Source organism: Streptomyces sp. SID14478 (genome assembly GCF_010548525.1).
Classification (GTDB): Bacteria; Actinomycetota; Actinomycetes; order Streptomycetales; family Streptomycetaceae; genus Streptomyces.
In genome coordinates this window covers 1-12,250 of sequence record NZ_JAAGMG010000832.1, presented here as the reverse complement: position 1 = coordinate 12,250, position 12,250 = coordinate 1, and the positions used below count along the sequence as shown (strand labels likewise).

The following is a 12,250-nucleotide window of genomic DNA, read 5'->3' as shown; positions in this document are numbered from 1 at the left end:
GGGCCGGGGGCTGCGCGGCCGACGGGCCGCCCGGGTCCTGCGCCGCGGCCTTCTTCGCCTTGCCGCGCGCCCGCAGGAACTCGATCGCGATGGGGATCACCGAGACCAGGACGATCAGGATCAGGATCGCCTCGATGTTCTTGTGGACGAACTCGATGTTGCCCAGCCAGGAGCCGAGCAGCGTCACGCCCGCGCCCCACAGGACGCCGCCGATCACGTTGAACGTGATGAACGAGCGGTACTTCATGCCGGAGACGCCCGCGATGATCGGCGTGAACGTGCGCACGATCGGCACGAAGCGGGCCAGGACCAGGGACTTGGGGCCGTACTTCTCGAAGAACTCGTGCGCCTTCGTCACGTTCTCCTGCTTGAAGATCTTGGAGTCCGGGCGCCTGAACAGCGAGGGACCGACCTTCTTGCCGAAGACGTAGCCCGCCTGGTCGCCGAGGATCGCGGCGAGGCAGATCAGCGCGATCGCCGCCCACAGCGGGAAGTCCAGCGTGCCCGCCGTGATGAGCAGGCCGCAGGTGAAGAGCAGCGAGTCACCCGGCAGGAAGAAGCCGATCAGCAGGCCCGACTCCGCGAACACGATCAGGAGCAGGCCCCAGATGCCGAACGTGTTCAGCAGATGGTCCGGGTCCAGCCAACTGGGTCCGAGAGCAAGCGTCGTCACGGGTCCGGGCTCCTGAGGGGTGGTGAAGAAGGCATGGGCAATGGCGATGCAAAGTTATCAACGCCGGGTTTCCGTGCCAGGTTCCAGTGGCCCTCTCAGGATGCACTGTCGCGCAACTGTGGCAAACCTGTCCGTATGGGTATCGAAGATTTCGGTGGCGGCCAGAGTCCGCAGGCGGATGTGCTCGTCGTCACCACGAACGACGTCCCCGGGCACCGGGTCCAGCAGGTCATCGGCGAGGTCTTCGGGCTCACCGTCCGCTCCCGCCACCTCGGCAGCCAGATCGGCGCGGGCCTGAAGTCGATGATCGGCGGTGAGCTGAAGGGCCTGACCAAGACGCTGGTCGAGACGCGGAACCAGGCCATGGAGCGGCTGGTCGAGCAGGCGCGGGCGCGGGGCGCCAACGCCGTGCTCATGTTCCGCTTCGACGTGACCGAGGCGCTGGACGGGGCCGCGGAGGTGTGCGCGTACGGGACCGCGGTCGTGATCGCCCAGGAGCCCAGCGTGTGACCTTCTCCTACTGCGCGCGGCGGGCCGCGTTCGCGTGGATCGCGTCGCGCAGGTGCTCGGCGACGCCCTCGCCCATGGAGTCGTAGAACGCCTTGAAGCGCTCGTCGGCCACATACATGTCGCCGAAGCAGACGTGCATCTCGTAGGAGACGTCGAAGAACCAGCGGCTGGTGTGCGCGCGGTGCTCCTCGGCCAGGTCCGTCGCCTGCTCGCCGTCCGCGGGCTCGCCGGCCGCGACGAGGGCCGCGTAGCGCGCGCTCCAGTCGTCGACCTCGGCCTGCAGGCGCTTCCAGTCCTCCTTCGTGTAGCTCGCGGCGCGGCGCTGCGACTCGGCGTACGCCTCGGTGCCGCCCCAGCGCTCCTCGGCCTCCTCGCGGTACTGCTCGGGGTCCTTGTCCCCGAAGACCTCGAAGCGCTCTTCCGGTGTGAGCTGGATTCCCATCTTCTGTGCCTCCATGGCGTGCTCGACGGCGTCGGCCATCTTCTGCAGCTTCTCGATGCGGGCGGTCAGCACCTCGTGCTGACGGCGCAGGTGGGTGCGGGGGTCCGTGGTCGGCTCGTCGAGCAGGGTCTGGACCTCGTCCAGCGGGAAGCCGAGTTCCCGGTAGAAGAGGATCTGCTGGAGCCGGTCCAGGTCCGCCTCGCCGTAGCGGCGGTGGCCCGCGTGGTTGCGCCCGCTCGGGACGAGCAGGCCGATCTCGTCGTAGTGGTGCAGGGTGCGCACCGTGACGCCGGCGAAGCCGGCCACCTGACCCACCGAATAACTCATGTGCGCCGTCTCCTTCCGGGTGCGTGCCCCGCCGTGTTCCGTGCCGTACGGGGATCAGCTTGGGTCCTCACGTGACGTGAGGTGCAAGTCGGTTCCGCGGCGGCCGACGGGAATCCGGCGGTGTTCGGCGGGAACGCACGGCGTCCGAGGATTCCTCCGGAATTCCTCCGGGTGTTATGTACCGTATGTCCGCTTAGGGTGACGCCGTGAGCCATCCCGTCGACGCCGCGACGCCCCCGGCACCTCCCCCGGCCCCGCCCGCCGTCTCCGCCCGGACGCTGCTGCCCCTCGTCGTCCCCGCGATCGTCGTCGGCGTCGGCTGCAGCCTGCTCTTCCTCGGCCTGAGCTGGATCGCCGAGCGCCTCCAGGGCGTGCTCTGGGACGATCTGCCCGACGCGCTCGGCATCGGCGGGTACTCGTCCCTGTGGATCATCGTCATGCTCACCCTGACGGGCGTCCTGGTCGGGCTCGTCGTCTGGAAGGCGCCGGGGCACGCGGGCCCGGACCCGGCGACGATGGGCCTCGGCGGCGAGGAACCGCTGCCGCTGTACGTCCTGCCCGGCCTGGCCCTGGCCGCCGCCCTGATGCTGGCCGGCGGGCCGAGCCTCGGCCCCGAGAACCCGATCATCGCCGTGAACGTGGGCCTGATGTTCTGGCTCGGCCGCAAACTGCTGCCGGACTCGCCCGGCGCGCTGTGGCCGAACCTGGCCTCCGCCGCGACCCTCGGCGCCCTCTTCGGCACCCCGGTGGCCGCCGCGCTGCTCGTCTCCGAGGCACTGGCGGGCCGCCCGCTGCCGATCAAGGGCTCGCTGTGGGACAACCTCTTCGGGCCGCTGCTCGCCGCCGCCGCGGGGGCGCTGACCACCACGCTCGTCGCCTCCCCCTCCTTCGACCTGGGACTCCCGCCGCTGGGCCGGCCCGGCTGGGCGGACCTGCTGTCCGCGATCGTCGTCGCGTGCGCGGCAGCCGCGCTCACCATGGTCGCCGTCCACGCGTTCCCGTACGTGCACGGCGCGTTCGGCCGCCTGCGCCACCCGATGCTGATGCTCCCGGCCGGCGGTCTCGTGCTCGGGCTGCTCGGCGCCCTGGGCGGCCATCTGACCCTGTTCAAGGGGCTGGAGGAGGTCAAGGAGATCGCCGGGGACCCGGCGGGCCGCTCGGCCGGGGCGTTCGCCGCGCTGGCCCTGGTGAAGCTGGTGGCGCTGCTGGTCGCCGCGTCCTGCGGGTTCCGGGGCGGGCGGATCTTCCCCGCGGTCTTCGTCGGCGCCGCGTTCGGCCTGTTCGCCCACGCGCTGGTGTCCGGCGTGAACCCGTCGGTGGGCATCGCGGCGGGCGTCCTCGGCGTCCTGCTCGCCATCACCCGCTCGGGCTGGGTCAGCCTGTTCACGGCCGCGGTGCTCGTCGCCTCCCCCGCGATCATCGCCCTCATGTGCATCGCGTCACTGCCCGCCTGGCTCCTGGTGACGGGACAGCCGCAGATGCAACTGTCCCAGGACGGGAAGTCGTTGCGCTGAGCCCGGGACCGCTTCCCTTCCTACGCAAAGGAGTCACCGTCATGTCGCCGCTGCACCAGAGCCCGTCCGACAAGCCCGACGAGCGCCGCCTGTCCGTCAACCCCTTCTACGGCGAGGCCGATCCGACAGCCGGCATGACGGACGCGCCGCCCAAGCACCGGCTGCCGGACGGGCCGCTCGCGCCGACGACCGCGTACCAGCTCGTCCACGACGAACTGATGCTGGACGGCAACGCGCGCCTGAACCTGGCCACCTTCGTGACGACGTGGATGGAGCCGCAGGCCGGTGTCCTCATGGCGGAGTGCCGGGACAAGAACATGATCGACAAGGACGAGTACCCGCGCACCGCCGAGCTGGAGAAGCGCTGCGTGGCGATGCTCGCCGACCTGTGGCACGCGCCCGACCCGTCGGCCGCCGTGGGCTGCTCGACGACCGGGTCCAGCGAGGCGTGCATGCTCGCCGGGATGGCCCTCAAGCGGCGCTGGGCGAAGAAGAACGCCGACCGCTACCCCTCGCGCGAGGCCCGCCCCAATCTCGTCATGGGCGTCAACGTCCAGGTCTGCTGGGAGAAGTTCTGCAATTTCTGGGAGGTGGAGGCGCGCCAGGTCCCCATGGAGGGCGACCGCTTCCACCTGGACCCGGCGGCCGCCGCGGAGCTGTGCGACGAGAACACGATCGGCGTCGTCGGCATCCTCGGCTCCACCTTCGACGGTTCGTACGAGCCGATCGCCGAGCTGTGCGCGGCGCTCGACGCCCTCCAGGAGCAGACCGGGCTCGACATCCCGGTGCACGTGGACGGCGCCTCGGGCGCGATGGTGGCCCCCTTCCTCGACCCGGACCTGGTCTGGGACTTCCGGCTCCCGCGGGTGGCGTCCATCAACACCTCCGGCCACAAGTACGGCCTCGTCTACCCGGGCGTCGGCTGGGCGCTGTGGCGCACGGCGGACGCGCTGCCCGACGAACTCGTCTTCCGCGTCAACTACTTGGGCGGCGACATGCCGACCTTCGCGCTGAACTTCTCGCGGCCGGGGGCGCAGGTCGTCGCGCAGTACTACACGTTCCTGCGCCTAGGCCGCGAGGGCTATCGCGCGGTGCAGCAGGCCACCCGGGACGTGGCCCGCGGCCTCGCCGAACGGATCGAGGCCCTCGGCGACTTCCAACTCCTCACCCGGGGCGACGAGTTGCCGGTGTTCGCGTTCACGACGGCGCCGGACGTCAAGGCGTACGACGTGTTCGACGTGTCCCGGCGGCTGCGGGAGCGGGGCTGGCTGGTGCCCGCGTACACCTTCCCGGCCCACCGGGAGGACCTGGCCGCGCTCCGGATCGTGTGCCGCAACGGCTTCTCCTCGGACCTGGCGCAGCTCCTGATCGAGGACCTGGAACGCCTCCTCCCGGAACTGCGCAGCCAGCCGCACCCCTTCACCCGGGACAGGGACGCGGCCACGGGGTTCCACCACTGATCCCTGGCTACCGGCTCAGCGCCGCGAACTTCCGTACCGCCAGCGGGAAGAACAGGGCCACGAGCCCCGCCGGCCAGGCCACGGCGAGGAGCACCTCGTCCGCGCCGCCGGGGTTGCCGAAGAGGTGGCGGACCGAGGAGGCCGTGGCCGACATCGGGTTCCACTCGACCACCGCGCCGAGCCACCCCGGCATGGTCGCGGGCACCGTGAAGGCGTTGGACAGGAATCCGACCGGCCACACCAGGATCTGCACGGCCTGCACCAGCTCCGGCCGGCCGGCGACCATCGCCAGGAAGATGCCGATCCACAGCATCGCGAACCGCAGCAGGAGCAGCAGGCCGAAGGCGCCGAGGAACCCGGCGAGCGAGCCGTGCGCCCGCCAGCCCAGGGCGTGGCCGACCCCGGCCATGACCACGAGGGCGGCCGTCGACTGCAGCATGTCGGCGGTGCAACGGCCCACCAGGACCGCCCCGTTGGCCATCGGCATGGACCGGAACCGGTCGATCACCCCCTTGTTGAGGTCCTGGGTGACGGCCAGCATCGTCGACTCCAGGCCGAACGCCATGGTCAGCGCGAGCATCCCGGGGACCAGGAAGTCCACGTAATCGCCGGCGATCCCCTTGCCGCCCCCGACGAGGTAACCGAACATCACGAGCAGCATGACCGGGAAGACCAGTCCCACGACGACCTGCACGGGTTGCCGTGCCCAGTGGGCGAGTTCGCGCCGCGTCATCGTCCAGGAGTCGCTCAGCGCCCAGCCCGGCGACGGGGACGAGGACGCAGGAGCGGGTGCAGGAGTGCGCGTGGATGCGGACGTGGACGCACTCATGCCGCCGCCTCCTTCGTCCGCTGCGCGCCGCCCGTCAGGTGCAGGAACACCTCGTCCAGCGTCGGGCGCCGCAGCGCCACGTCCTCCACCTCGACCCCCGCGGTCCGCAGGTCCTGTACGAGGGCGGAGAGCGCGGCCATCCGGTCGCTCACCGGGGAACTGACCAGGCGGCGGTCCGCGTCGACCGTCGCATCCGGGGTCAACATCGCTGCCACGCGCGGGAGTTGTGCCGCGTCATGGACGACCACGTCGATCCGGTCACCGCCCAGTTCCGCCTTGAGGTCGTCCGGGGTGCCGTCCGCGACGACCCGGCCCCGGTCGACCACCGAGATCCGGTCGGCCAGCTGGTCCGCCTCCTCCAGGTACTGCGTGGTGAGCAGCACCGTCGTGCCGTCGCCGACCAGCGAGCGCACCGCGTCCCACACCTCGGCGCGGCCGCGCGGATCCAGGCCCGTCGTCGGCTCGTCGAGGAAGAGGACCTCGGGGTCGGTGATCAGCGACGCCGCCAGGTCGAGGCGGCGGCGCATGCCCCCGCTGTACGCCTTGACCGCCTTGCGGCCGGTGTCGGCGAGACCGAAGCGGGCGAGCAGCGCGTCGGCGCGGGTCCCGGAGCGCCGCGCGCCCAGGTGGTACAGGCGGCCGAACATCTCCAGGTTCTGCCGTCCGCTCAACTCCTCGTCCAGCGCCGCGTGCTGACCCAGCAGCCCGATCCGGCGGCGCACCGCGCCGGGATCGCGCCGCACGTCGTGGCCCGCGACCTCGACCCGGCCCCCGTCCGCGCGCAGCAGGGTCGTCATGACCCGCACCGCGGTGGTCTTGCCCGCCCCGTTCGGCCCGAGCACGCCGTGCACGGCGCCCCGGGCGACCGTCAGGCCGAACCCGTCGAGCGCCGCCTTGTCCCCGTACCGCTTGCGCACACCCTCTGCCACGATCGCGTCCGTCATCCGGCTCCCTTCACCCCTCGCCCACGTTAGTCAAACTTGACTAGGAGTTCGAAGGTAACCGACCCGATCCCATTCGTCAAACTTGATTAGCCGTCGTCCTCCGGCGACCGGTCCCCCGCCGCGTACGGGTTCTCCTCCCCTTCGGCGAGCACCCCCACGAACGGCTCGCCCTCGCCCGCGAAGGTGTAGGCCCCGCCCGCCACGCGGCCGATCAGGCCCCGGGTCCACTCCGCGCCCGTGTCGGCCGAGAACACCCAGTTGTTCATGATCTCGCCGATGTGGCCCAGCCGCTCGGGACCTTCCTCGGGCGTGTAGTAGTGCGTGACCGAGGAGCGCCACTCCTCGATGCGGCGCACCCGCTCCTCGAGCAGGGCGACGACCTCCTCGCGCGGCAGGTCCACCATGAAGCCCAGCGCCGCCGAGAGGATGTCGGGCCGCTGGTCGTACGCCGTCAGGGACTCACGGAGCAGGGTCAGGTACGCGTCCGTGCCCTGCTCCGTGATCTCGTACTCGGTGCGCGGCGGGCCGCCCGCCGTCGACGGGGCGACCTCGTGCGCGAGCAGCAGTCCCTGCTTCGCCATCTGCTTGAGGGCGTGGTAGATCGAACCCGGCTTGGCGTTCGACCACTCGTGGGCGCCCCAGTACTCCAGGTCGTTGCGCACTTGGTAGCCGTGTGCGCGGCCGTGCTGGCGTACGGCCCCGAGGACCAGGAGGCGAATCGCTGACATGCGCTCAGCGTAGGACGTCACTGTGCGGCGAGCGCCACCAGCTCGAACGCCGTCCTGCCGTCCAGGGACTCGCGGATGACGTCGGCGTGGCCGGCGTGCCGGGCCGTCTCCCGGATCAGGTGCAGCCCGAGCCAGCGCACCGAGACCGCGGGGCAGCCGTGGAACCAGGGCTGGTCCGGCAGCGGGAACGTGTCGTCCAGGCTGGGCGCCGCCCGGAAGAACTCCTCGGTGCGGCGGGCCACGTCGTCGTAGTAGTCAAGGAACTGCTTGACCGATTCGTCGCCGACGAGGCGGAAGCTGTCGCCCCAGTTCGTGGCATCGCGCTCGGTGTCGGGCGCGACCTGCCGGGCGCGCGCGATCCAGCCCTGCTCGACCTCGGCGACGTGCTTGAGCAGACCCGCGAGGGAGAGCTCGCTGGCGCTCGGCCGCGACGTCGCCTGCTCCTCGCTCAACCCGAGCAGCGCCCGGCGGATGCCGCCGCGCTGCTCGGCGATGAAGGCGAGCAGCGCCCCGCGCTCGTCGTCGCAGGCTTCGGGGTTCACGTGCATGACCATGACGGCCGCCTCTCGTCGCTCGGCTTGCTCGGTTCGACTAGGACGAAGCTACGGGGCGAGTAGGACAGATCCTGACCGCTATGCCCGGCCGGCCCGGCGGCAGGAAGGACATGGACCCGCACGAGGACCCGGGAGCCGGAAGGCCGCGGAGCGCGTCTCCTCCTTGTGCACGAGGGATGCGATCCGGGTGTACGAGGGATGCGATCCGGACGATCCGGTGCGAGCGAGGGATCGGAAGATCAGGGACGGGGGCCGGCGTTCGCATGTCGTGCGAACGTGGGGGCAGACACTGGCGGAGCTGTAACTGCGGGGCCACCCCGCGTGCACGTGCATCTGCCCATGCATTGGCATATGAACGCAGCTATGATCCAAGACAGTTGGGACAGTTGACCCCCGCTTTAACATCTGTCACAGGATCAGTTCACAGTTGCAGCACTTACAGCACCACCGGGAGCGAACCGTGCACCACGTGTACAACGGCATGGCGGCCACGGAACTGCACGGAGTGGTCTGGCAGAAGAGCAGGCACAGCAACTCACAGGGATCCTGCGTGGAGTTCGCCAAGCTGCCCGGCGGCAGGGTGGCCGTGCGCAACTCGAACTTCCCGGACGGACCCGCACTCGTCTACACGCCCGCCGAGATAGAGGCCATGCTGCTCGGCGTGAAGGACGGCGAGTTCGACCATCTGACGTCCGGCCCCTGACCGCCGGTAGGCCCCGGGGCGCTGACGCGCGTAGACACGGGACCCAACTGCCCTTACTCGTCCGTACGTTGGGACGGGGGCGCCTTCACAGTCTGAACAGGGCCCAGACGACTTTCCCGCTGAGCGTGCCGGCCAGCGGATGCCAGCCCCAGCTGTCGCTGAACGATTCGACGAGGAACAGCCCGCGTCCGGACTCGGCGGCGAAGTCGTCGACCACGTCCTCGCTGTCCCCGGCCACCGGGCTGTCGTTGCTGGGATCGCGCACCGCGCACACCACCCGGGACGCCCACCGCATCAAGTGCAGCCGCACCGGCGGGTCCTGGTCGTAGCGGGCCTCGGCGGGAAGCGCGTGCCGCAGGGCGTTGGTGACCAGCTCCGAGACCACCAGACAGACGTCCTCGAAGCGCTCGGGTACGTCCCAGTCGGCGAGGGTCCTGCGGGTGAACTCCCTTGCGCAGCGCACCGCTTCGTAGCGGGCGGGCAGGGCGCACGACGCGGCACTGGAGACGGCGGAGGGGTCGAGCGGGGGCAGGCCCCGCCGTAACGCGTCCAAAGGCTCGAGCATGGTCGATCCGTTCGTCCCCATGCGAGGCACTCCCCAGATTCGCAGTACGTAGCGAGCGGTGGTGACGACCATCGTTCCGAATGCGTACATCGGATGCAAGGGCAGATGCACGTGCACGCGCCGGACTTGGCCGTTCCCGTACCACTTCTTGCTCATTTCTTCCTACGACTTCTTGCGGATGCCTTTCGCGATCTTTCCATTTCTGTAACCGAACGAGTACGGGCTGGTGCGTTTTAGTGGCAGACTGCGGCACTTGAACCGATGGGGAGGATGAAGAGACGTGACCGCAGGGGAGTCGTGGGGGTCCCCCCAGGTATTGAGCTCTGGGGGAGGCTCGGTGGTGCGGCGCATTCTGCTGGGCTCGCAACTCCGGCGTCTGAGGGAATCGCGCGGCATCACGAGAGAGGCCGCCGGCTACTCGATCCGCGCCTCCGAATCGAAGATCAGCCGCTTGGAGTTGGGACGGGTGAGCTTCAAGGCGAGGGACGTAGAGGACCTGCTGACGCTGTACGGAGTCACCGACGAGGCCGAGCGCGGCGCGCTGCTCTCGCTCGTGAAAGAGGCCAACGTCGCTGGCTGGTGGCACAGTTACTCGGACGTGCTGCCCGGCTGGTTCCAGACGTACATCGGCCTGGAGGGCGCCGCGTCCGTGATCCGCGGGTACGAAGCACAGTTCGTGCACGGCCTGTTGCAGACCGAGGCGTACGCGCACGCGGTCGTCGAGCGCGGCATGCGGGGCGCCTCCCGCGAGGACGTCGACCGGCGGGTCTCGCTGCGCCTCGCCCGGCAGAAGCTACTGGTCGCGGAGCGCGCACCCGAGGTCCAACTGGTGCTTGACGAGGCGGTGTTGCGCCGGGTGCACGGCGGTCCCGAGGTGATGCGCGGTCAGCTGGAGCATCTCATCGAGGTCACCGAGCTGCCCCAGGTCTCCCTGCAGATCGTGCCGTTCAGCCACGGCTGGCACCACGGCGAATCCGGCACCTTCACCCTCCTCACCTTCCCGGAGTCCGACCTCTCGGACGTCGTCTTCCTCGAACAGCTCACCAGCGCCCTGTACTTGGACAAGCGCGAGGACGTCGCCCAGTACGAGCGGGCGATGCGCAATCTGCGCGAGGAGTGCCCGCCGGCCGACGAGACCCCGGCACTACTGCGCCGCATTCTGAGCGAATTCGCTTAAATCCAAAGGCAGTTGATCGGTCCGTTGCGATGCTTGACAGCTGTCGGTCGTACGATGTCGACACTCAGGTGTCCGGCGCTGCAGCAAGGGATTTCCGCATGACCTCCTCACAGTCGTCACAGTCCGCCCCCGCGTCCCCCTCTGCCTACTTCTCGGAACTGGACCGGCAGTACATCGACGGGACGTGGCGCCCGGGGCGCGGGTCGTGGGACATCATCGACTTCAATCCGTACAACGGGGAGAAGCTCGCCTCCATCACCATCGCGACGACCGAGGAGGTCGACGAGGCGTACCGGGCGGCCGAGCGGGCGCAGAAGGACTGGGCGAAGACCAACGCGTACGCGCGCCGCCTCGTCTTCGAGCGCGCGCTGCGGCTGATCGAGGAGCGCGAGGGCGAGATAGCCGAGGCGATCATCGACGAGCTCGGCGGGACCCGGGTCAAGGCCGGCTTCGAACTGCACCTCGCCAAGGAGTTCCTGCGGGAGGCGGTCCAGCTGGCGCTGCGGCCGCAGGGCCGGGTCATCCCCTCCCCCGTGGACGGCAAGGAGAACCGCCTCTACCGGGTGCCGGTCGGGGTGGTGGGCGTGATCTCGCCGTTCAACTTCCCGTTCCTGCTGTCCCTCAAGTCCGTTGCCCCGGCACTGGCGTTGGGCAACGGCGTCGTCCTGAAGCCGCACCAGAACACCCCGGTCGTCGGCGGCTCGCTGGTCGCGAAGCTCTTCGAGGACGCGGGCCTGCCGGCCGGTCTCCTGAACGTCGTCATCACCGACATCGCCGAGATCGGCGACGCGCTGCTGACCCACCCCGTGCCGAAGGTCATCTCCTTCACCGGCTCCGACAAGGTCGGCCAGCACGTCGCGACGGTCTGCGCCTCGCAGTTCAAGCACGCGGTGCTCGAACTCGGCGGCAACAGCGCGCTGACCGTGCTCGACGACGCCGACATCGACTACGCCGTGGACGCGGCGGTCTTCAGCCGGTACGTGCACCAGGGCCAGGTCTGCATGGCCGCGAACCGGATCCTCGTGGACCGCAAGGTCGAGGAGGAGTTCACGCGGAAGTTCGTCGCGAAGGTCGCCACCCTCAAGTCGGGCGACCCGCGCGACCCGGAGACGGTCATCGGCCCGGTCATCAACTCCGCGCAGGCGGACGCGATTTCGGGCGTCGTCGAGACTGCGCTCGCCGAGGGCGCGACGGCCCTGGTCCGCGGCGCGGTGGACGGCAACCTGGTGGAGCCGGTCGTCCTGACCGGACTGCCCGCCGACTCCCCCGTGCTGCGCCAGGAGATCTTCGGGCCCGTGGCGCTCCTCATCCCGTTCGACGGGGACGAGGAAGCGGTCCGGATCGCGAACGACACCCCGTACGGGCTCAGCGGCGCCGTGCACACCGGCGACATCGAGCGCGGCGTGGCCTTCGCCCAGCAGATCGACACGGGCATGATCCACGTCAACGACGGCACCGTGCACGACGAGCCGCTGGTCGCCTTCGGCGGCGAGAAGCGCTCGGGGCTCGGCCGGCTGAACGGCGAGGCGACCGTCGAGGCGTTCACGACGCAGAAGTGGATCTCGGTGCAGCACGGGCGCTCGCAGTTCCCGTTCTAGATGTATTGCCCCGGATGGCCGGATGACCGGATGACCGGATGCGGCGTTCGGATCTGCCGTCGATGCCGGGGACCCCGGTGAGTGCCGCTGTGCCGCGGGGTGATCAGCGGCGCCCCGCCGGGGGCGAGGGCGCCGGAGGCTGCGTTGCGCGGGGTGCGTACGAGCGCGCGCCCCGCGCGGCAGTGGAGAGGTCGTGACGCGGCGCGCTGCCGCCCGGAACCGCGGT

General features: G+C 70.1%; 13 protein-coding genes. 6 read left to right on the top strand and 7 right to left on the bottom strand.

Annotation, left to right across the window (positions count from 1 at the left end):
- The coding region (locus G3I40_RS26865; protein WP_164304755.1) for a VTT domain-containing protein at nucleotides 1-673 on the bottom strand (673 nt) is incomplete at its 3' end.
- 135 nt (nucleotides 674-808) lie between these two features.
- Here G3I40_RS26865 and G3I40_RS26860 point away from each other — a divergent pair.
- A complete protein-coding gene (locus G3I40_RS26860; RefSeq protein WP_164304753.1) occupies nucleotides 809-1,183 on the top strand; it encodes a YbjQ family protein in 375 nt (124 codons plus the stop codon).
- Nucleotides 1,184-1,190: 7 nt separating this feature from the next.
- Here G3I40_RS26860 and G3I40_RS26855 read toward each other — a convergent pair whose 3' ends face one another.
- The gene (locus G3I40_RS26855) at nucleotides 1,191-1,952 is read right to left on the bottom strand and encodes a MerR family transcriptional regulator (RefSeq protein WP_164304751.1); all 762 of its coding nucleotides are present in this window, start codon (nucleotides 1,950-1,952) and stop codon (nucleotides 1,191-1,193) included.
- Between the two features lie 206 nt (nucleotides 1,953-2,158).
- On the opposite strand from G3I40_RS26855, the gene G3I40_RS26850 reads away from it, so the two are divergent.
- A complete protein-coding gene (locus tag G3I40_RS26850) occupies nucleotides 2,159-3,466 on the top strand; it encodes an ion channel protein (RefSeq protein WP_164304749.1) in 1,308 nt (435 codons plus the stop codon).
- 41 nt (nucleotides 3,467-3,507) lie between these two features.
- Nucleotides 3,508-4,926 (top strand): glutamate decarboxylase, encoded by a 1,419-nt coding sequence (locus tag G3I40_RS26845; RefSeq protein WP_164304747.1) that lies wholly within the window; start codon nucleotides 3,508-3,510, stop codon nucleotides 4,924-4,926.
- Between the two features lie 7 nt (nucleotides 4,927-4,933).
- On the opposite strand, the gene G3I40_RS26840 is transcribed toward G3I40_RS26845, so the two are convergent.
- From G3I40_RS26840 to G3I40_RS26825, 4 genes are all read right to left on the bottom strand, one after another.
- Nucleotides 4,934-5,755 carry an ABC transporter permease gene (locus G3I40_RS26840; RefSeq protein ID WP_164304745.1) on the bottom strand — a complete coding sequence of 274 codons (822 nt, stop codon included), beginning with the start codon at nucleotides 5,753-5,755 and terminating at the stop codon, nucleotides 4,934-4,936.
- Nucleotides 5,752-6,699 carry an ATP-binding cassette domain-containing protein gene (locus G3I40_RS26835; RefSeq protein ID WP_164304743.1) on the bottom strand — a complete coding sequence of 316 codons (948 nt, stop codon included), beginning with the start codon at nucleotides 6,697-6,699 and terminating at the stop codon, nucleotides 5,752-5,754. The genes G3I40_RS26840 and G3I40_RS26835 overlap by 4 nt, the downstream gene beginning before the upstream one ends.
- 86 nt (nucleotides 6,700-6,785) lie before the next feature.
- Nucleotides 6,786-7,427, bottom strand: coding sequence for a PadR family transcriptional regulator (locus tag G3I40_RS26830; protein ID WP_164304741.1), 642 nt, complete (start codon nucleotides 7,425-7,427; stop codon nucleotides 6,786-6,788).
- A 17-nt stretch (nucleotides 7,428-7,444) separates the two neighbouring features.
- Entirely contained in the window at nucleotides 7,445-7,981 is a 537-nt protein-coding gene (locus tag G3I40_RS26825) for a DinB family protein (RefSeq protein ID WP_164304739.1), read from the bottom strand.
- Between the two features lie 460 nt (nucleotides 7,982-8,441).
- On the opposite strand from G3I40_RS26825, the gene G3I40_RS26820 reads away from it, so the two are divergent.
- A complete protein-coding gene (locus G3I40_RS26820; protein WP_164304737.1) occupies nucleotides 8,442-8,684 on the top strand; it encodes a DUF397 domain-containing protein in 243 nt (80 codons plus the stop codon).
- 85 nt (nucleotides 8,685-8,769) lie between these two features.
- Here G3I40_RS26820 and G3I40_RS26815 read toward each other — a convergent pair whose 3' ends face one another.
- Entirely contained in the window at nucleotides 8,770-9,270 is a 501-nt protein-coding gene (locus tag G3I40_RS26815) for an ATP-binding protein (RefSeq protein WP_203644843.1), read from the bottom strand.
- 295 nt (nucleotides 9,271-9,565) lie between these two features.
- On the opposite strand from G3I40_RS26815, the gene G3I40_RS26810 reads away from it, so the two are divergent.
- Nucleotides 9,566-10,426, top strand: coding sequence for a helix-turn-helix transcriptional regulator (locus G3I40_RS26810; protein ID WP_164304733.1), 861 nt, complete (start codon nucleotides 9,566-9,568; stop codon nucleotides 10,424-10,426).
- 98 nt (nucleotides 10,427-10,524) lie between these two features.
- The gene (locus G3I40_RS26805; protein ID WP_164304731.1) at nucleotides 10,525-12,024 is read left to right on the top strand and encodes an aldehyde dehydrogenase family protein; all 1,500 of its coding nucleotides are present in this window, start codon (nucleotides 10,525-10,527) and stop codon (nucleotides 12,022-12,024) included.
- Nucleotides 12,025-12,250: the final 226 nt, after the last annotated feature.